The sequence below is a fragment of the Persicobacter psychrovividus genome (assembly GCF_036492425.1).
Lineage (GTDB): Bacteria > Bacteroidota > Bacteroidia > Cytophagales > Cyclobacteriaceae > Persicobacter > Persicobacter psychrovividus.
In genome coordinates this window covers 499,777-522,065 of the sequence record NZ_AP025293.1, presented here as the reverse complement: position 1 = coordinate 522,065, position 22,289 = coordinate 499,777, and the positions used below count along the sequence as shown (strand labels likewise).

Here is a 22,289-nt window from a genome sequence, read left to right as displayed (position 1 = left end):
CCTTTGCGTGCAAAAGAAGGAAGTTGACCACCGTTTTTGCATGCAAAAATCCTTTTGTTTTTTGAAAATGAGTCTTTTCAAAGTTTTCAAAGCATTTTTCAAGGGCTTTGATTAGAAGAATGGACAAAACAATCAGAAAGGCATAAAAGACTGATATACAATATGTAGTGTAGTTTTTGGTGTGTGTTGTTTTTCTAATCCGCCATAATAAAGTTCGCAGAGCAGCGAATTATCTGCTGAATTTTAAAAAAGTAGCAATCAAGTAAGAATTATGGCGTTAATCGTTTATTGATTTTTTGAACGACGCTGTATTCAGTCGCTTTTTTTTTAAACCGACCTATGTTTATGAATAATATTTTTTACAAACCAACGATGCGCATCCTGCTGGCGATGATCTTTTGCTTGCAGTCCATGACGCTTTTTGCCCAGACAGCCATCAAAGGAACTGTCGTGGCAGCAATGGATGGCGAGGCACTTCCGGGTGCCTACGTTATCGAGAAAGGAACCAACAACGGAATGGTGGTTTCTTTTGATGGTTCCTACGCCCTCACTGTTGCAGATCCTGCAAATGCCACCCTGGTGTTTTCATTTATGGGATTTGTTGATCAGGAAATTAAAGTGGGTAACCAGACGGTCATCAATGTAAAATTGAAAGAAGATGTTACCGCTTTGGATGAAGTCGTGATCAACGGTTACGCCACGGAATCCAAAAAAATGGCCACCGGTAACTATACCACTATCGACTCCAAAGATTTGTCTGAGAAAATCAGTGCAAGTTTTCAGGAAGGTTTGCAAGGCTTGGCGCCATCGCTTGATGTGCAGGGGGCCAGTGGTGCAGTCGGTGGATCGGTGAATATCCGTATCCGTGGTACAGGTTCGCTGTCCTCCAATTCCAACCCATTGTATGTTATCGACGGGATTCCATTCACCTCTTATCCAACCGATGGAACGGGTAACTTTGGTACGTCGTTTAACCCGATGACCAATATCAACCCAGAGGATATCGAAAGCATGACCGTCCTGAAAGATGCGGAAGCAACGGCAATTTACGGTTCGCGTGGTGCCAATGGGGTGATCTTAATTAAAACCAAATCAGGGGCTAAAGGTAAAGCACAATGGGATTTGAGCTATACTGAGGGGATTTCCAGACCGACCAACATGTTACCGCACGTGGGTACTCAGGATTGGCTGACCTATACAGAAGACGGTTGGAACAATGCGGGTACGCCTGAGGCAGATCGTCGATTGCCTTATACTACTACGGCCGACAAAGGCTGGTATACTGAAGATGTGGCCCGCACGATTGATCAGGACAAATACAGAGAAACCTATCGTCAGGGACGAAATAGAAATGTATCGCTTGCGGTATCGGGGGGAAATGATCGCCTGACTTACCGTGTGAATGGTACCTACAACTATACCGAAGGGATCATGTACCAAAACGATAATGAGCGTATCGCTTTTTCATCGAATATGAACGTGAAACTGAACGATAAAATGAACCTCGGTATTTCTGCCAATATCAGTAGTGTAGATAATGGGCAGTATCCGACAAACATTTACTTTCTGAACCTTGAAGGCCGTGGCGGTACGATCTTTCAGTATTGGTCGAACCCAACGGGGATTAACTTTATTAAAAATGCCCTGCCAATGTACCCGACCTACAATGATGATGGTACATTCTTTCAGGGAACATCTTTAGTGAATACGGCGCCAACGCGCGACCCAGAGTATTTTTCTCATGAGTCGAAAAACTTTACTGCCATTAACTCGGCAAACTATAACTATCAAATCAATGAAAACCTTCGCCTTGATGCCAATTTGGGGGTAACCAACACTACCTATGAGCGGGATGTTTGGTTCAGCCCATTCATTACCACCGTGGCTACGGCGCCGGGTGCCGGCCCAGAAGATTACGGTTATGCCGATGGCATGAAACAAGCGCGTACTTATATCAACACCAATGCCATTCTGAACTATGGTAAAACATGGGGTAAGCACTCTTTTGATGGCCTTTTGGGTTTTGAGAGCTTCACGGAAAGACAGCGCTTTCAGTCAATGAAAGGGGTGGGTTTCCCACAAACAAACTCCATTAAAAATGTGGGTAGTGCCGCCAGTATTCTGGAATGGCGATCGGGCTCCAATGGGGTAGTTTTCTATTCTGGTTTCTTCCGGGCAAAATATGCCTATGATCAAAAATACATCTTTGGTTTGAGTGTCCGCTCTGATGGATCATCACGATTTGGTAGCAAAAACCGCTGGGGAACATTCCCTTCTGCTTCGGTAGGTTGGAATATTTCTGAAGAAGCTTTTCTGAAAGATTCTCGGGTGGTTAATTATCTGAAATTGAGAGGTTCTTACGGGGTTTCGGGAAATGCTGAAATTGATCAGTCGGCGGCTTTTGCCAACTGGCGATTTGTTTCCCAGAGTTACGGTGGTTCGCAGGGTATTGAACCGATCCGTCTGAAAGAGTCCACCGATAATATCGGCTGGGAAAGAGCGTATTCCATGGACCTTGGTCTGGATTACGAACTTTTTGGCGGCGTACTGAAAGGGGAATTGGCCTATTTTCAACGGACTAATGATGATCTGCTGGCGAAATTATCTTTGCCACTTTCAGCAGGTGGGGGCCAGTATATTGCCAATAGCGGTACGATCAAAAACTGGGGTTATGAATTTTCTATGACCGCCCAGGTGATCGATCGTGCAGTTCAGTGGTCGACTACCCTACATGCTTCCCTGTTAAGAAATGAAGTGATTGCGCTCGGTGCTGACCCTTCTGTTTTTGAACAGCGTGGTGGTACTGCCTTGCCTGTGATTGGCGGAAGCGTGGCGTCTTATCAAATGGTAAAATGGCTGGGGGTAGATCCTGAAACAGGATACGAATTATTCGAAGATCCTAAAACGGGTAAGCCTTATGAGTTTGTCGATCCGGCACGCCCTTCAAAGGCAGAAATGGAATCGCTCGTGCAGCGTATTGATGATAAATCCGGATTGCCACAATTTACGGGTGGTTGGAGTAACAACATCAGCTATAAGGGTATTTCCCTGAGCTTTATGTTCTCTTTCCGTCAGGGAAACTGGTTGTATGATGATGAATTGCACACCATGGCCTATATGAAAGAAGGGAACCAGCTGACCAACGTTCCGCAGATGTTTTTCGATGAGCGCTGGCAACAACCCGGAGATCAGACAGATGTGCCTGCACCAATGTACAATCACCCTTTTGGACAGGGAAATCCTGACCGCGGTTCACGTTCTACAAGATTTTTGTATGATGGTTCCTTCATCCGATTGCGAAACCTGACGGTTGCCTATACGCTGCCGAAGTCCATGACCAGCAAAGTGGGGCTTAACAATGTTCGTGTTTTCGCTACTGGAAACAACCTGCTGACTTTCACCAAATATCCAGGATGGGACCCTGAATCGGCCAACTCCATTGGTAATTTCAGCCCTACAGAAGCCAACATCGCTCCGGGGGTTATCAGTGGTAACCCACCTCAGGCAATGATGGTCAAATTAGGCGTGAATCTTAAATTTTAATCCCTGAGCCATGACATTTTTTAAACACTATAACTTTAGCCTTTTCGCAGCGGTTTGCCTGCTGCTGGCCACTTCATGTACAAAGTTCGAGGATGTAAATCCTACAGATGAATTCCCTGGCAGTGAAGTTCCGACAAGTACTTATAATATTGAATTGGTACTGACGCAAAGCTATACCTATTGGTCGCAGCTGATGTGTATGGATCATATTCCGGATGCCAATGTAATTGCCGATCATACCGATGCCCGTATTGATGGACAGAAACTTGGTGCTTACAAGTTCCGATATGAATATGCGCGATTCAACTTTAACAATGATGGGCTTTGGACTGATGGCTATAATGCCATTAACCTGGCCAACCATGTGATTAAATACACCGAAGGAACGGAAGAGATTGATAACATTTATGCGCTGCATAGAAATAGACTCCGTGGAGAAGCCTTGTTTATTCGTGCTTATGCCAACTTTATCCTTTTGAGGTATTATGGCGCACAATATACCACCGCGAATATGGACATGCCAGGGATTATCTTGCGCACCGAGCCTGCTGTGGGCTTTGCCAATGGTGGACGCGCTACGGTGGGCGAAGGTTATCAAATGATTAAAGAGGATTTGGAAGAAGCCATTTCATTGATTCCTATCCGTTTTGATGATACGGAGCACAAATCCTTTCCAAACTATCGTGTGCGTGCCAATAAATTTGACGTGATGGCTTTGTATGCGCGCGTACAGCTTCAGATGAATGACATTGACGGCGCAAATGAAACCGTCACCACTTTGATCGGTAAAGTACCGGGGGAAATCATGGTGAGAGAGGAAATTGCCCCAGCAGGGATGGATTTTGTGCCTATGGCACAGGTACGGTCACTGTTCAAGAATACCTCCATCACGGCAGCTTCACAGTTGCGTCCATTTGCCGCCAACTATGCGGTATCTGACCCCATCAACCTGATGCTCAATATGGATCAGATCACCGATTCGCAGCAATCAGCCATTTATCTTACCAAGTCGTTCATGAACAATTTTATGGATGAAAAAGGAGATTTTGCGAATAATGATACCCTACGCTTAAATGCTTTTGTGAAAGAGTATGCGATGGAAGACGCTGACGGTTTGGTTTACGATACTGCCTTCGTTTTCAATAAGTTCGCCCTCGATCCTACTTCTGAAACCAACTGGCCGCTGATTCGCCTGGAGGAATTACTATTGATCCGTGCCGAAACCTGGGCGTTGAAAGGCTCAACAAGTGGTGCTATTCCCGATATCAATAAGCTCAGAGCTTTAAGAGGAGCAAACCCTGTGGCCGGTTCTCCAAACCGAATACAGGCGATCAACTTGGTGGTGCGGGAACGTATGCTGGAAATGATTGGTGAAGGCGAACGTTTTTTCCACTGGAAACGCATGGGCGCTTTCAACGAAACAGTAGAGCAGGTGTACAGCCCGGAAGTGTATAGCACTTTCGACCGTGCCGAAGCAAAGGGAATTTCATGGAATGGGCCTGAAACCTTGTATCGTTTGCCTATTGCTGAATTGCAGAGAAATACGGATTTGTCTGAAGCAGACCAAAATCCTTAAGATATAATTAGGGGGGCGTATAAAGCGCCCCCTTACCAACTGTTCAACCTCATTTTTATATTTTTTTACGATTAATATTAACCCTATGAAAAAGTTTTTTTTACGAACAAAGGTGCTTTTTGTAGCATTAATTTTATGCTTCTTCGGAGGTTTAAACTTGCAGGCGCAGACTATTGGCGAGTTTAATGCGGGTGCTTTTCCTTCCGATACCTTGAGCCTTGCGGGCGAAGATTTATCGAAAGTAACAGCGATTACGATCAATTCACTTGATTGTAGTATTGTTCCTGGAGGTACAGATGAAATGATCTATTTTGTAGTACCTGCTGATGCTTCTACTGGCCCGATTGTATTTGTCGGTGAGACCACCTTCACGGCAGAGCAGCCTTTCAGTGTATTGGGTCGTATTTCTGATGCAGAACAAATGATTTTCTTTGAGCCAATGGAGAATTCTCCGTTCGGGGGTGGACAGGTAGGGCAGGTTGCCTCAGCATATCCATTCGATAACCAAGCACCTATTTCTTTTACCGGTACTGCTACTGGTAACTGGGGATGGCAGGGTGGAGGACACCCTTCCTACTCTGGGCGTATGGCGATGTCTATCACAGGCGGACAAGAATTGGTGATCTCTGGCATCAATACAACAGGTTATGAGAACATTCGTTTCGCCTATGCAATTGCCGGTGCTAATGGTTGGGATGTTGTAGATGGCCGTTTGAAAATTGCTTATTCTGCGAATGGTTCAGATTTTGTAAACATCAATCCAAGCACGCCTTGGGGTGCGGGTGGTTGGTATTCATTCATTCGTACTTCAGCACAATTGCCGGCTACAGAGAATCTGACGATCAAGATTTATGCTGAAGGTGATATGACTGGGACCGTAAATATTGATGATGTTCAAATTACAGGTTACCCAGAAGGTTCGGCCAACATTGCTGGCTTTGCACCTGCTCAGCAGGTAGTGGGTAAGCAAGTGGTTATTCAAGGTTCTGCTTTGACTGATGTAACCAATGTTGAGTTTGGTAAACTATCGACTACCGATTTCGAAATGTCAGCCAACGGCAAGACACTTACTTTTACTTTGCCTAAAGGAGCTGAGCACGAAGGTGATTCTGTGAAGGTGAAAAACGACAATGATGAGTGGGAGTGGGCAGGATACATGACTGGTGAAGCGAACGTTAAAGTGATTCGTTCCAAAGGTGGAAATGTTTCTTCAGTTGACAAACTCAAGGCTTTGCCGGCGGTTCCGACCATTGAAGCACTAAGCCCAACGCAAGCACCTGTAGGTGGAGCAGTTTACATTACCGGTATGAACCTTCATAAAACAACCAAAGTAATGTTGGGTGATGTGGAGATTACGGAATTCATGGAACACACCTACAAAATTGGCGAGGAAGGTAACATGAGAGACACCACCTTTTTGGAGTTCTATGTTCCTGAAGGTGCCGCTCAAGGGATGGTTAAAGTAGCTACGGATAACAACGATGATGTTGCAGAATCATCTGATCAGCTTGAGATTGATATGGAGTTCCCTGCGGTATCGATTACTGTAAGCGCAGAAGAAGGTAACGAGCAGGAAGAAACTGAGATTGATGTGATCCTCGAAGCAACAGAAAATGCTATTGATGAGACTTCATTCACCATTGTAGTGAGCGGCGAAGGCATCAACGATGATGACTATGATCTGTCTGCCGATGAATTGACGATCGCTAAAGGGGAGAAAATGTCTGATACAGCAGTATTGAAAATCTTGAACGACGGTGATGATTTGGAAGAAGAAGAGGTGTTGATCATGACTTTGGGTATGCGTATCGGTTCTGGTGCGGTAATCACTAAAGATGGTCGTCAGGCTTCTGTAACCATCACCTTACCATTGTCAATCGGTACTGAAGAGGTATTGGCAGATGATTTGGCGGTAATTGCTAAGGATGGTCAGGTGACACTATTCACTAAAGATGGCCGAGTATTGAACAACGCTCAGGTGGGCTTGTATGATGCTTCAGGTCGTTTGAAATCTGTTCATACCGTAAACGGTTCAGAAGTGAGCCTGCCAGCAAACGCACAGGTAGGAGTTTATTTCCTAAGAGTTGTTGAAGCGAACAAAGTAAGCGTAAAACGTTTCTTGATGCAGTAATTCAGCATTGAGCATACAAATTTATTGATGAAAGCCACTCCTGTTTAGGGAGTGGCTTTTTTAGTTATACAAAGGCACACTTTTAAGCGCCGAACAATAATGTTTTAGGGCTTATGATCAGGCTATTATTGTTGCTGTAAGGGCGCGCCAGATTGCTCGCGCAAATGCCATTAAATTCAAGATTTTAAGGTGGATGGATGCTAAATTTGAAATAGCTGTAGCGACCTTATTCTTAACAACTCACAAATCGAAACCCGACTTTATTTAACCGCTCCAATAGGATTTCCACCCTGACCATTTTCAAAATAAAATGTCATATTAACAATGCGAGTTGTCCGATACTCAAAGCATTTGAGCCGATCTGTGCGCGACAAATTAACCATGCTGAATAGAAGAAATGTAGCAATGAAATAGTGCACCAAAGGACAATTTTCACCTTCTGTTTTAGCCCTTGAATGATCATTCATTGCATGACACACCAGCCTATGCCATGAAGCAGAAAACGGAGACGTGGCAACCATCAGCCAGCCCAATAATGATCGGTGATGACTGAAAAGTAAATTGTAATCCATGATGACGATGGCTGTTTTTGGGCCGAAAAAGGCATGAGGAGTGGCTGTGAATTCAATCGGTCACTCATGGGCCTGTGGGTGGGGGTACTGTGTAAAACGCCGTTGAGCGGCTTCTACCGCACTTTTTTTCTCAATTTTTTAAAAATCAAAGAGATTTAAGCCACGGTTTTCCTCTTGAATCTCGAAAGAGAAGGAAGCTCTGTCGGGAAATTAGGAATATAGATTACCAATCGATGCTTTCCCCTAAAGGAAGGCAGATCAATTAAAGTGAAATTTTTTAATCCTATACGATGAATTATTGCTATACTTTTTTCTTCCGATGTTGCCTGATTTTGGGGCTTTGCTTCACGCTCAGTTGTAGCCAGACCAAAGAAAATACCTCTGCGAATTCGGCACCAAAGCCGAACATTATTTTGATCCTTGCGGATGATATGGGCTTCTCGGATTTGGGGGCTTACGGAGGCGAAATCAATACCCCTTCCATTGATAAAATGGCAGACAATGGTTTGCGCATGACCCAGTTTTACAATGCCTCGCGCTGTTGCCCAACGCGTGCGAGCTTGCTGACGGGCTTGTACCCGCATCAGGCGAATATGGGTTTCATGCAGGAGGATTGTCATTTGCCGGGTTACGGAGGGTTCATCCCGAATACGGCTGTTACGATGGCGCAAGCACTGAAGGCCAATGGCTATCAGACGGCCATGTCGGGGAAGTGGCATGTGGGCAATGATCCGCAGTATTGGCCAACGAAAAAAGGCTTTGATAAATTCTATGGCTTCCCACATCATGGCGGGGCTTATTTCTATCCATTCCCTGGCGATCAGGTGGTAGCGATTGGCGATAGCCTGTTGGCGCATCCGGGCGAAGACTATTACAGTACCGAGGCGATCAACGATTATGCAGGCAAATATGTAAGGGAGATGGCACAGCAGGAAGACCCTTTCTTCCTTTATTTGGCGCATGTAGCACCTCATTTTCCTTTGCAGGCACGGGCGGAAGACATTGCCAAATACAGAGGTAAATATAAAGTTGGTTTTGAGAAGATCCGTCAGGCGAGATATGAAAAGCAAAAGCAATTGGGCATCATCGCTCAAGATACACCACTGTCGAAAGTGGATGGATTAGTGCCCGACTGGGACAAACTTTCTGAGGCAGAAAAAGATGATTACGATTTGAGAATGTCGATCTATGCCGCACAGATTGAATGTATGGACCGAGGCATTGGTCAGTTGGTCAATACGCTGAAAGATTTGGGCGAGTTGGATAACACCATGATCATCTTCATGTCTGATAACGGTGGAACACGAGAAGATTATTCTTGGGGCGATGCTTCGATTCCATTAGGCGAGCAGGGTTCATTCGGTTGTTACAAGTTGCCTTGGGCGAATGTGAGTAACACTCCTTACCGCATGTTCAAACATTGGGGACATGAAGGCGGTATTCGCACCCCTTTCATTGTACAGTATCCGAAGATGATCAAGGCGGGAAGTATCGATCGTCAGCCGGCACACATTGTCGATGTGATGACCACTTTCATGGAATTGGCGCAGGGAGAATATCCAAAACAATATAAGGGTCATGAGATCCAGCCGATGGAAGGTATCAGCCTGGTGCCGGTGTTCAAAGGCGAGCAGCGTCAGGGACACGATGGATTATTTTGGGAACATGAAGGCAATAAGGCCGCAAGAGTGGGCGACTGGAAGTGGGTGAATATTTATCCTGAAGGAACCGACGAGCTGTATAACCTGGCTGAAGACCAAGTGGAGCAGACCAATCTTGCAGCGAGCAATCCAGAAAAATTACAGGAGATGAAACAAAGATGGCAGCAGTGGGCCGACCGTGTGGGCGTGCAGCCATGGGAGAAAGTCATCGAGGTGGAGCCGTCGCAGAAGCGCCTGCAGATTTGGTACGAGCATCCGCCGAAGGCGAATAGTTAACGATTAATCTTAGTGTAGGGTCAGGCCTATGTGCCTGACCTAACACGACCCATCCATGGTTCAAGCGTCCCGCTTGGACCATCATACCAGCTGTCTCAGCATGAACAAATTTCAACCCTATCGCAAGAGTCCCTATCGCGAGAGTCCCTCTCGTGATGGGGTACATATCTACATATCAGCTGTCACGAGACGGAGTCTCGCGACAGCTTACCTTACCCAACCCCAACGAAACAAATTTTTTAAATATAATCCAACATCAACATGAGAATGATTTACAGTTTTCATATGAGAATGCTGTGCCTGCTGATGATATTTTTTGGCACTTTCAGCCAGTCAGCGGTAGCACAGTGGCTCAATGCCAACCCCGGCCATGGGGGGCAGTTGCAGCACTTAATTTGTGATCCTAACACCGAAGGGCGTATGTACCTTTGTTCCGATATGGAGGGTTATTATGTCAGCGATGATTACGGTCAGCACTGGGCACCCTATACTTTTCAGTCACCTTTTAATAATGTATTCAATATTGCGGTCGCAAAAGGAAATTCCGACCGGATGTTGCTCGGTTCCACATATGGCGCGGCGGTCAGTCAGGATGGGGGTGAAAACTGGACAATCCTCGAGGAGCTTATCGGTACGCCGGTTTCAGCCATGACGATCGACCCTGCCGATCAGAACAATATGTACTTTGCGCCTTCATGGCTGGAGGATCTGGTAAGGGGTTTCAATGAGGAAGGACCTCGTAACGTTTACCGTTCGATTGACGGGGGAACCACCTGGAGCAAGCATACCTTCGCTTCCGGCAACGGGCCACGCAATGTACTGACCATTAATGTGCACCCTGCCAATGGGGAGGTGCTGCTGGCCAGTTTCGCCGGTCTATATCAGTCCACAAATCAGGGGCAAAACTGGTCGTTGGTGGAGGCACCTACGGGTACCGGTGATTGTATGGGGGCTGATATTACCCCTGACGGTCAGTATATTTATGTTATTTACAAAAGAACGGATGGCAACACAGGGCTTTATGTGCGCCCATATGCTGGAGGCGATTGGACGGAGCTTGACGCCAATGGGGTGATGCAGGCCAAAGCACAGGTACACTGGCGCCCGTTGGTGGACCCAAATTCCACAGGAACCACCCACCATGTCATGATGGGGACTCTCTTGCGTGGTGGAAACGGAAATGAAAATGCACTGCTCGAAGGAACGTTCAATGTTGTTGGCGACAACATCAGCGGGACGGTCAGTGAGGCTTTTAAATACACGGGCACAGAAAATATTGCCGATGCCGGATGGAACAAATACCACGGTGTATCGAGAACTTATGACTACTTCCCGGCTTCATGGAAAAATTATTCACAGCAAAGAGGCGCGCTGATCATGAATCAGCAGACCGCCATGATCGGGGACCTTACCGATAGGCTTTCCTGGAAAACGGTTTCTTCCTATCGCGTGCAGACCCTCAACGGGCGAGATTTTTACCGGACCACCGGTACCGCCTCTACCTATAACTGGGATATGGCCGGCACCGATAATTATGTGGTGGCAACATTGGCAGATAACGGCCTGGTGGAAAGTTATGATGGCGGTTTTTCCTGGAATCAGCCGGCAATTGTTACGCAGGGGAACTGGAATGGCGATGCCGCAGCGGTATTGAAAAGAGAAAATCAGCCGAGCATTATGCTTGTGGCTACGGCCAACGGATTTGGCGGTGCCGTGCAGGAGTGGGAGGGGCGTCTGTTAATGAAAACCCTCAACAACCTCAATGGTCCTTCAGACACTTATACCGTTTTGATCGACGGAAAAACGGCCAACAGAAAAGGCCTTGATGCTTCCCAAAACCGAATCAGCTCTATATATGTCGATCCCAATGTTCCGGAGCGTGTTTATGTTTCTACCATTGGCGGGGCATATGTAACAGACAATATCCATGAACTGATCGCCAACAATACGGAGCATTATTTCAGAAAAATCACCAATGGCGATGCCAATGCACAAGGCCGCGTGATCATCGGTGATCCTAACGATGCAGATGTGATTTACTACCGATGTGCAAATGGTACTTTCCGTGGAGACAGATCCAATACCGGTAATTACTCCTGGACGAAATTATTGATCAACGGCAGTAGTAATGGCATGGAAGGGCAGTGGGGATCCAATGGCGATTTAACCACCTGGGCCAATGGCGACAAAAGTTATGTGCTGATCACCAAAGGGAACTCGGGGACAGATATGAACTTTGAATTATACCTTTCTGATGATCAGGGGGCGAATTTCACCAAAGTAGTGGACCGCAGCATGGCCACGGCCTTTCATGATCCTCAATGGCTGACCACCTTCAGCGCCAAAACTTCTTTTGGTGGTTTAGTGGGGCATGGCAATGAGTTCTATTTTACCTTCCATGTGCGTCAGCACGGTGAGGCAATTTCCAAAGGAATAGCATTTTTTAAAGCCACCCTCAATGAGGATGACCTGTCGGTGAACCTGGAAGATTATACGGGAACCATTGGCGCCAATTTCATGGAGTTTCCAGTAGCTCGCCGAGCGAAAATCTGGGCGGATGAAACCGGTGAGCAGCACCTTTATATTGCCACTATGGGAACGGGCTTGTGGAAGCGTGATCTAAAAAAGGCAGACGCACCGACCTCGGTAATTGAAGCTGACCGGACCGAAGCGGAAGTACCCGCCACCATTCAGTTTGATGGTACCAAATCTACGGCTGTTGATGGCCGCACGCTCGTCTCTTATGAGTGGGATTTCGGTGATGGCACCACGGCAGAAGGGCAGACGGCAAGCCATACTTATACCGAGGAAGGACAGTACACCGTGAGCCTGAAAGTTACCGATGATGCCGGTGAGGAAGACGCTTCCTCGCTACGGTTGAAGATGATCGACAACAGCGTTCGCGCAAATATTACGGTGCCATTTACCCGCGGCTTTGCTCCTTTATACATCACCCTCGATGGCTCTTCTTCAAAATCTCCTTTGAGTCCGATCACGAAATACACCTGGTATCAGGGGACAGAAGTGATAGGCAATACGGAAAAAATGACCCACTTTATGGCGGCTCCTGTGGAGGCAAAAATTAAGCTGGTCATTGAAAATGAGGCAGGGGAAACGGCCGCAAGTGAAGTCACCATTGAGGTACTGAAATTTACCGGAGAGCAGGACAACTATGTCAAACTTTTGCAGGAAGATATGGAGGGTTTTGAAATTATCGACCCTGACAATAACGGTCAGCAGTGGGGAGGCGAGCCCAAGTATGGGGAAGTGGCGGAGGACAATACAGCAAAAATTCATTACGGACGGGTGTGGGGAATCCATGAGAGCTCTGGTTATAATGGCGCCTCAGGAAAGTACAGCGCACTGATTCAGCCGGGCGAAGAGATTTTCTCATTGCAGTCGCTGGATGTGTCAGGGCACGAGCATGTAAAGTTAGCCTTCGGCATGATGAAAATGTCGGTTGTTGATGGTGAGGCAGTGCCCAATAATGACAATGGCGAAGGGATGAAATTTGAATATTCTACCGATGGGGTCAATTATACTGAAATCTCACTGGTGAACCGTTTCGGCAACCCGACGGCCACAAATCCTATATGGTATTGGGTGACCCTCGAAGAGGAAATCCCTTCGGTGGAAAATCTCAGGTTGCGATGGACAAGGCAGGGCGATGCCAACGATTACAACACTTTTTGGCGGGTAGATGACCTGCTGGTAACGCACCCTTCAGGGGTAAGCATGACCAAGCCAAGCATGCTCGTGATGTCAGATAAAACTTCTGCCAATAAAAATGAGCAAGTAACCTTCTCTACGGCCATCGACGGTACCGCCTCGATGATCGAATGGGATTTCGGTACAGCGGCCACACCAAGGCATGCTTTCGGAACTGGCCCTCACGAAGTGATTTTCGGTAAAGCCGGTTTACAGAAAGTTACCGCTAAGGCCATCAATCAGGTGGGCTTTTCTCTGGCGGAATCGCAAATCGTGATTAATGAACGCACCGAAGCACTTTTCGGGGAAATTGTACCAAGTGTAGATGAAGCGGCAAAAAATCAGCAAGTCGCTTTCTCGTTCCGCACCACGGATAAAATCTATTCCTACAAATGGAATTTTGGGGAGGATGCCTCAAGTCCAACGGCTGAAGGTGCCGGCCCGCACTTTATTGCTTTTAGTGAAGAAGGCTGGAAAACCATCTCGGTAAAGGTAGTCGCTACGGACGGTACCACGGGCGAGTTCACGGCAGAAGAACTGATCGAAATTCTCGCCGGCCCACTGAACAACGACCAGCAGTCGGTCATCAGTATTTATCCAAATCCGGCAACGGATCATATTCGGGTAGATACCGCACTCGAACAGGCTCAGCTGGTGATATTCGACCTCAACGGCCGTCAGGTATTGGAGCAGAACCTCAGTTTCAATACCGAGATCAGCACCGCAAACCTGTCCTCAGGCATGTATATCGTGCAAATTGTTGCTCAGGGGCAACTTGTTGAAACCCAAAAACTTTTAATCAAATGAGGAAGTTAAGTCAATCAAATTATATAGGAAAGGCACTGGCGCTTTTAGCCGCCCTGCTGATCCACGGGAGCCTTTGGGCTCAGGAAATCACGGATTTTTATCCGAAGCAGACCAAAGAAACTGGTGCCGTAACGGTTATCGGATCGGGATTGAGTGCCGCAACAGGCGTGACGATCGATGGGCAAAGCAGTCCTTACTTCAAAAAAATATCCGATACCCGCCTGACCTTTCAGGTACCAAAGGGAGTAACCACTTCCACTTTTACCATTGAAGGGATTAACCTTACCTCTTCCGAAGCGGTGAAGGTCAATGATTTTGCCGGCCGTACCTCCTTTGGTGTGGAGGCTTTCAGCAATACCACCAATAATGGCACAGACATCAGCGATTTGGGCGATGGCGCACCTTATACATTAAGTGCAGTTGCTGGCGATGGTCTGGAGAAATTCATCAATAATGGAAATGGGCATTCCAGCGACGCCTATCAAGGGGGCAGTGGCCCGAACTATTTGCGTCTGGAAAACAACGGAGGTGCATTGTTCTCAGGAATCAACACCATGGGTTATGGCGATATCCGCATTCAGTTTGGTTTTGCCTCCTGGCAGAACAGAAACATTGATGATGTGGTGGAATTATCGTTTCGGGATGCCGCAAACAATGGCGCATGGACGTCGGTGGACTTCCCAAGCTTTAATAATAATAATGCGCACCTCTGGCTTTATATTGTTGCGGGGCATGGGGTAAATATCCCGCAGACTGAGCAATTGGAGGTGAAAATCATGACCAAGAATCCAGGAAATAGCTGCGCCATGCGTATTGATGATTTTGAAGTGACGGGCAGGTTATTGCCTCCTTATGTTGCATTCAATCAATCAGAAATTGTCAGCAGTGAAGATGCCGGGCAGGTAGAAATTGGGGTCACCCTGACCAAGGCTGTGGAAGCGGACAGAACAATAAGCCTGTCGGCGAATTTTGACGAGGCTAAATATTCCTTGACCGACAAAAATGGAACGAATGCGGCCAATACCATCACCATTGTGGCGGGAGAAAACACAGGAGCAGCGATTCTTCATATTACTGATAATGATATTGCCGATGGAACGGATGAGTTCACAATTCAGATGCTATCGGCAGATGCACCTGTTGAGATCGCCAATCCATCGGAAGTGGCCGTTACGGTTTTTGATGATGACGGTCCAGCATTGATCTATGCGCTGGAGGCGGACATGGAGCAAATCACCGAAGGTAGTGACGAGACCATTACGGTTACGGCCAAATTCACTAAAGAGGTTACGGGCGATCAGGAAATCACTTTCACCTTAGGCGAACGAACACATGCACGTGAATATACTTTTGGCAATGAGTTCAAAATGATGGTGGCCGACGGTACCAAAGAAGCTACGGCTGTTTTTGCGGTAGTGGATGATGAGCTTTTGGAGCAACCTGAGCAGGTAATGCTTTCAGTAGAAAGTGTAACGGATGGGGTGTCTTTGGGTGAGCTGATCCCGTCGGTAGGCTTTATGGTTTATGATGATGAATTGCCAACAGTAACGATTGCCTTGGATCAGGAAGTGGTTCAAGAAGAAGCGTCTCCAGAAGTAACCATTACGGTTACGGCAGAGATTCCGGTGGTAGAGGATCAAGTTATCAGCCTTGATATTGCTGGTGAGGGTATCGATGAAAATGATTATCAGATCACAAGTAGCATTGGTGAAGTGGGAGTGGCAGAGGTGTTGATCCGTGCCGGGGAGCAAAGCGGACAGGCAACGATGACCATTATCCGTGATAAAGTGAATGAAGGCAATGAGCAGATGTTGGTGGGTATGGCTTCGGCCACTTCGGGAATTGATACAGAGCGCGAGGTTGTGGCGGCGGAATTATTGATTTTGGATGAGTTCGTGCTTCAATATTTTATTGGTCCAGAAACCAACGGATGGAGAGAGAATGGATCGATTGACACTTATCGTAACAATGGATATTTTGATTTGGATTATCAATACACTGGTACGGCCAAAATAGGGAAAGCAGCAGTAAGTGGAGGTGAGCAGGCTTTTGATAGCTATGTGAAATTTACAGGCAACGATGGCACTAATAACCATACCAACACCTTCATCATGCCGGGCATCAACACAACAGGGCACGACGACCTGAAGTTGGGCTTTTTGCTAAGACCTGAAAAGGCAGGTAATTCAGCCACGGCAGATTTCCGGGTAGAATACAGCCTGGACGGCGGATCAAACTATGCTGTTTTGGATCTGGCTTATGACCATAGTGGTGATCAGGTTTATGAGCAGATGCAGATCGAAGGCTTCTTGCCGCAGGCAGAGAACATGACGCTGCGTTTTACCAATTTGGAAGACAACAGCAAAAACGGCTGGTGGATGGATGATTTGTCGATCTACCATCATGTGGAACGTCCGTCGGTTGTATTCAGTGTGGATCAAACCATGGTCAATGAGGCGGACAGTCCAACCGTAACGATCTCGGCGACTTTAAAAGAGGCTTTGGAGTCAGATGAATATGTGTTCTTGAAAGCACCAAAGGGTTATCATTATGCCGCAGAGATCGACCCTTCTAATGGGGGAGCAACGGTTAAACAGGTGGCGAGTACAGCGGAAGATTTCCAAATCAGTGGTACGGTGATTAAGATTCCGGCAGGGGAACTGAGTGCTTCGGTAAGTTTGCAGGTACTGGATGATGATAAAAAGGAGTATGATGAAACGATCGAGTTGGAGGTGGATGGCACTTCGGCAGGCTTGTCGGATATTGTTCGTCCTTCAAGGTTGAGCGTGCAGGTGTATGATAATGACTGGGGAGGTGTAGGTGAATTTTGGTTAAAAGAGACACTGAATAACTATGAAAACCTTGAACGAAATCCTTGGTATGAAGGGCCTACATTCTTGAATAGGGAAAACCGTCCGTGGTCAAACATGCGGGATCATATGTTGCGTCAGCATTTCTGGAATGCCAGCACCATTCATACCGCTGCACCTCACTACATTACTGGCAATGCCAAAATAAGTTGTGAGGCCTTCCTTGGGGGGATGTCCAAAGAGGAACATTCGGATTGGAACAAAGGAGCAGAAAAATACCCTGGGGCATCCGGCGAGCATTATTTCTTCTTTGATCATGAAAATGATTATGTGCAGATTGATTTGCTGAGAAACTATAAGGCTAATGCCACCCTTCAGTTTGGCTTGTATCGCTTCGAGAACTGGGCATCGGATGGAACAGAGATGAAGGTGGAATATCAGGTGAATCATGATGGGCAATGGCGTGAAATGACCTTTGATCCTCTGCCTAATCAGCAGACATGGCATTTGGTTACTTTGAATGAAGACCTGCCTCGCAGTGGAACGGACATTTTGACCGTTCGCTTTCAGGTACGGGGTTTAAAAGGCAGTAACATCTTTAAGATTGATGATATTGAGTTGGTTGAAAGAAAACTTGAAGTTACCGGACTCGACAGTGATTACAAAAAAGTTGGTGAGCAGTTCGTTATTCAAGGTCGCAACTTCCTGAATGTTTCTTCGGTGAAGATCGGCGAATATACTTTGGCAGCAGAGGATTACCGCACCTTGGACAGCAAGCGCATTCAGGTAACGGTGCCTGAAGGATTGACTGTTGGTGGTGAGGTGAAAGTTTATGCTCCGCATGGAGTAGGCATCGGGCCGGTGTTCAAGCTGGACGATCGTGCTTTGATGACACTGAAGGTAACCAAAGACGAATTGCAGGAGGCTACCGAAGAGGAAGCGATTATTACGGTCGAAACCGACAAACCAGTGGCCGAAGACAGCTATGTATCGATTGCCATCTTGGGCAATGCGGCGGATGTTCGTTTGTCGGCAACAGAGGCATTCATTCCTAAAGGGGCATCGGTCTCGGAGCCGGTAACCATCAATGCGGTTTATGATGATCATATTTTTGAGATTGACAATACGATTACTGTTCAGCTGTCGGGTGTGATCGAAGGACCAGTGGATATGGGCGATCAGACCACCCACGCCATTACGATCATCAATGAAGAGAAAATCAGAATGCGCCTGCGGGTTACGGGGGAAGAATATCTGTATGAAGATACCCGTGATGAGTTGTTGGTCTTTGCCACGGTGCCTTTCCCAATGACTGAGGACTTTGATTTTACGGTTGGCTTTGAGGGCGATGCTGTTTTGGGCGAAGATTTCGAGATTATCGGTGGGGGCGAAACTTTGCGCATCGCCGAAGGACAGATGTTCTCTGACACGCTTCATATCAAGGTCATCAATGACGGTGTGGAGGAAGAAGAATTCGAGTCGCTGGTGGTCGGAACGACCTTTGAAGATATGGGCGAGGTGAATATCGTTGCGGAAACTTTTACCCATTATATTGTTGATGGCACCACCCCTGAGCCTGTAGAACCACCGTTGGATGCGGAAAAACTTTCCCATACTTTACAGATCAGCAAACAGGGGAATCAGCTGCAAATCAGTGCAAATACAGCCTTGCAACAACTGAAGATTTTCGGTCTCAGTGGTCAGCTTTTACATCAGTCGAAGCCTCAGCAAAAAGCGGTAACGATACCGTGGACAGCAACAGGTGTATTTGTTGTTCATGGCTTTACAGCCGATGGCGTAATGACCAAACGTGTTTTTCTACAGTAAAAATTCATCAGCAAATTTCAACCTTATAAAAACAAAAACAGCCACCCGATTATGGGTGGCTGTTTTGCGTTGATATCATTACAGTAGGAGGTAAAGTACCTTATCACTATCGCGAGCGTCCCTCTCGTGAAAACGCTTATCCGAGTTTTCTGTCACACGATAGATTACCCGAAAGGCGGTTAAACACCTTATCACTATCGCGAGCGTCCCTCTCGTGAAAACGCTTATCCGAGCTTTCTGTCACACGAAAGATTACCCGAAAGGTGGTTAAACACCTTATTACTATCGGGGGTTGTCACGCAACTTGATTGTAGTTTATATCACCAAATAATATTTCATTTTGGTAGGGTTAGACCCAATGTCATTAAGTTAAGGGCATATTGCTTGAAGGTATGTATTAATTTGAGCAATTCTTTGAATAATGAAATGAAAATCCCGAAGGGATGATATATCATAGCCCGGGGTGAAACCCCGGGATAATAACCGACAAAATACTGAGCCCTGAAAGGGTGTAATATAAATTTCTATACAAATAAAGAGTTGCACCCTTTCAGGGTTATAGGTTTTAGGGGAGGGAGATTTCGAGGGGTTTCACCCCTCGCTATGGTATGTAATCCCTTCGGGATATAAAAACAGAAATTTTAAATACACATTAAATAACCTTTCAACTCATACCTCTCTGAATACCCTTTGGTTTAATCTGCTTTAAAGTCATAATTTCGAGCAAATGATCGACTGTTTCTTAACTTAATGACATTGGGGTTAGACCCGTGTGTCTGCCCAAATCATCATAAATTTTGTTTGGTTTGGATACACACACAGGTGCATCCGTACAGCTCATGAAATAATCTTTTGTGTTAAATTCATAGAACTGAGTTGTGCGACAGCCCCTGAAAACGCTTACCCAAGCTTTCTGTCACACGATAGATTACCGGAAATGCGGTTAAACACCTTATCACTATCGCGAGCGTCCCTCTCGTGAAAACGCTTACCCGAGCTTTCCAATCACGAGACATCGTCTTGCGAAAGATTACCGGAAATGCGGTTAAACACCTTATCACTATCGCGAGCGTCCCTCTCGTGAAAACGCTTACCCGAGTTTTCCAAACACGAGACAGTGTCACACGATAGATTACCGGAAATGCGGTTAAACACCTTATCACTATCGCGAGGGTCTCTCTCGTGAAAACCCTTACCCGAGCTTTCCAAACACGAGACAGTGTCACACGATAGATTACCGGAAATGCGGTTAAACACCTTATTACTATCGCGAGAGTCCCTCTCGTGAAAACCCTTACCCGAGTTTTCCAAACACGAGACATCGTCCTGCGAAAGATTACCGGAAATGCGGTTAAAAACCTTATTACTATCGCGAGAGTCCCTCTCGTGAAAACCCTTACCCAAGCTTTCCAATTACGAGACATCGTCTTGCGATAGATTATCAGAAAGGTATAATACACGCTATTAATTTCACCTATCAGTGGACAATATCAAATTCCTGCCGCGTAAGGCTGCGCACTACAGCCCCCCAGAGATCAGCGATACAATCACCAGTATAATGAAAATGAAGAAAATAATACGGGCGATACTTGCTGCCCCACGGGCAATACCAGTAAAGCCGAGAACGCCAGCAATTACGGCAATAACGACAAATGCGATGGTCCAAGATAACATAGTAGAGTAGTTTAAATCTTTATAAATCATCAGGGAAACTGCGGGCCCTGCTTATCCAAAAAACCTTGAAGGGGCAGGCCACAGTTTTCTGAAAACTGAAAATAGGCGTGATGCTCAAACTGCCATAGTTAATTAATCATGCGGATAAAATTCGTGGTCGAAAAATTTATCATGTCTGTAAATCAGACTGTTGATCCATTTTGTTATAGCGCATAATCAAAACTTTATCCTTTAGGAAAGGCAGGTACTGAAGGCGACCAATAGACCTGACCGTTTCAATTAGGCGTCGAAAGCATCTTCAATATCATCGCCAATTTCTTCGATTTTGGCCTGCATATCTTCAAAGTTATCTTCTACTTCATCTTTAAAATCAGCCCAGCCGTCTTCGGTATGGTCTTCAATTTTATCGAGTGTTTTCTCCAGTTCCGAACGGTTACCCTTTAAAGTAGCAATGGTTTCCTTCCACTCTTCCTTGGTCTCTGCTTTGGCATCTTTCAAATTGCCCTGAATGTCCTCAAGTTCTTCGTCAATTTCATGAATCATCTCATTAACTTCATGCTTCATTTCCTTTTTCTCTTCTTTCCATTCGTTTGCCATGCGCTCTGCTGATGAGGTATTTTTGCTTTCACACTGAACAAAAAACAGGCTGGTAGCCAATAGCATAAAAGGAATTGCGAAGGTGGTTTTTGTGTTGATCGTTTTCATAGTGTTTGAAGGTTAAGTTTAAAAATTTAGGTAGAAAATTGCGAATCAATTGATCGTCAGATCGTATTTCGCAAGTGTTATGGCTGACTTGTTTCACTTTCCATACTGCTGATATTGATCAGCGGGGATTCGGACTGTTTGTTGAATTCGATGGTCCTTATTGGGAAAGGAATAGTGATATTATGGTCATCGAAAGCCGCCTTAATGGCCATGATCGCATTTTTTTTGACCGTAAGATAGCCCAGTTCTGGGGGGCCGGGGAAGTCGATCCAGAAGCGAATCATAAAATTGATGGAGCTGTCGCCAAATTCATAATAGTCAAAAATGAGGTCATCGGGCGCAATTACTCCCTCCAGCTCACGGATGCAGACGGTTACAATCTCCTCCACCTTGCTCAGGTCGTCGGCATAAGAAACCCCGACGGGTAAATCGATCCGCCGTTTGCCCAGCTTGCTGAAGTTGTAAATAGGGTTTTGCATTACATCCTTATTGGGAATATGGACTTCCTGCCCCTGAAAGGTGTGCACGACCGTTACTCGGATCACTGTTTCCTTCACCGTTCCCATAATGCCGTTCAGTTCCACCACATCCCCTATTCGGAAGGGCGTTTTAAAGGCCAAAATGATTCCGGAGATAAAATTTGCAGAGATGTCCTGAAAGGCGAAACCGAGAGCGATACCAATGACACCCACTCCAGCGAGCAGGGAGGTGACGGTTTTCTCAAGGCCAAGCACACTCAGCACTATAAAAAGGCCGAGCCCCAGCACGGTATAGTAGAAAATGGTTCCCGAAAGATTTTGGAGCACCTGATTATCAGTGGCCTTGCTCAGCAGCTTACTGAAAATCCGTTTGGAGGACTTTGCTAAAACAATGAATAGCATCATGAGAAGGATGGCGATGGCCATATTGGGCAACATGGTGATGAAGGCCTCAATCCATCCTTCTATTTTTGTCAGTACTTGATCTATAGGTTGTTGAATATTTATTTCTGGCATAAAA

At 46.2% G+C, this 22,289-nt stretch carries 10 protein-coding genes; 6 read left to right on the top strand and 4 right to left on the bottom strand.

What is annotated here, in order from left to right; all coding sequences use genetic code 11:
• Window positions 1-345: 345 nt before the first annotated feature.
• From AABK40_RS15625 to AABK40_RS15615, 3 genes are all read left to right on the top strand, one after another.
• Complete coding sequence (locus tag AABK40_RS15625; protein WP_338398590.1) at window positions 346-3,543, top strand: SusC/RagA family TonB-linked outer membrane protein; 3,198 nt, start codon at window positions 346-348, stop codon at window positions 3,541-3,543.
• A 10-nt stretch (window positions 3,544-3,553) separates the two neighbouring features.
• On the top strand, window positions 3,554-5,119 hold the full coding sequence (locus tag AABK40_RS15620; RefSeq protein WP_338398589.1) for a RagB/SusD family nutrient uptake outer membrane protein: 1,566 nt from the start codon (window positions 3,554-3,556) through the stop codon (window positions 5,117-5,119).
• An 85-nt stretch (window positions 5,120-5,204) separates the two neighbouring features.
• Window positions 5,205-7,250 (top strand): T9SS type A sorting domain-containing protein, encoded by a 2,046-nt coding sequence (locus tag AABK40_RS15615; RefSeq protein WP_338398588.1) that lies wholly within the window; start codon window positions 5,205-5,207, stop codon window positions 7,248-7,250.
• Window positions 7,251-7,510: 260 nt separating this feature from the next.
• Here the strand turns inward: AABK40_RS15615 and AABK40_RS15610 are convergent, their stop codons facing one another.
• Window positions 7,511-7,822, bottom strand: coding sequence for a hypothetical protein (locus AABK40_RS15610; protein WP_338398587.1), 312 nt, complete (start codon window positions 7,820-7,822; stop codon window positions 7,511-7,513).
• 290 nt (window positions 7,823-8,112) lie between these two features.
• Between AABK40_RS15610 and AABK40_RS15605 the strand changes: the two genes are divergently transcribed.
• The 3 genes from AABK40_RS15605 to AABK40_RS15595 all read left to right on the top strand — a co-directional run bounded on the left by AABK40_RS15605 (window position 8,113) and on the right by AABK40_RS15595 (window position 18,911).
• Entirely contained in the window at window positions 8,113-9,759 is a 1,647-nt protein-coding gene (locus AABK40_RS15605; RefSeq protein ID WP_338398586.1) for an arylsulfatase, read from the top strand.
• A gap of 261 nt (window positions 9,760-10,020) precedes the next feature.
• Window positions 10,021-14,274 (top strand): PKD domain-containing protein, encoded by a 4,254-nt coding sequence (locus AABK40_RS15600; RefSeq protein WP_338398585.1) that lies wholly within the window; start codon window positions 10,021-10,023, stop codon window positions 14,272-14,274.
• Window positions 14,271-18,911 (top strand): hypothetical protein, encoded by a 4,641-nt coding sequence (locus AABK40_RS15595; RefSeq protein ID WP_338398584.1) that lies wholly within the window; start codon window positions 14,271-14,273, stop codon window positions 18,909-18,911. Before AABK40_RS15600 ends, AABK40_RS15595 begins: the two co-directional genes overlap by 4 nt.
• Before the next feature lie 1,518 nt (window positions 18,912-20,429).
• Here AABK40_RS15595 and AABK40_RS15590 read toward each other — a convergent pair.
• The 3 genes from AABK40_RS15590 to AABK40_RS15580 all read right to left on the bottom strand — a co-directional run bounded on the left by AABK40_RS15590 (window position 20,430) and on the right by AABK40_RS15580 (window position 22,285).
• Window positions 20,430-20,585, bottom strand: coding sequence for a DUF1328 domain-containing protein (locus AABK40_RS15590; RefSeq protein WP_332921213.1), 156 nt, complete (start codon window positions 20,583-20,585; stop codon window positions 20,430-20,432).
• Window positions 20,586-20,864: 279 nt separating this feature from the next.
• Window positions 20,865-21,290, bottom strand: a complete 426-nt coding sequence (locus AABK40_RS15585; protein ID WP_332921214.1) for a sll1863 family stress response protein — start codon at window positions 21,288-21,290, stop codon at window positions 20,865-20,867.
• Window positions 21,291-21,367: 77 nt separating this feature from the next.
• Window positions 21,368-22,285, bottom strand: a complete 918-nt coding sequence (locus tag AABK40_RS15580; RefSeq protein ID WP_338398583.1) for a mechanosensitive ion channel family protein — start codon at window positions 22,283-22,285, stop codon at window positions 21,368-21,370.
• Window positions 22,286-22,289 lie beyond the last annotated feature (4 nt).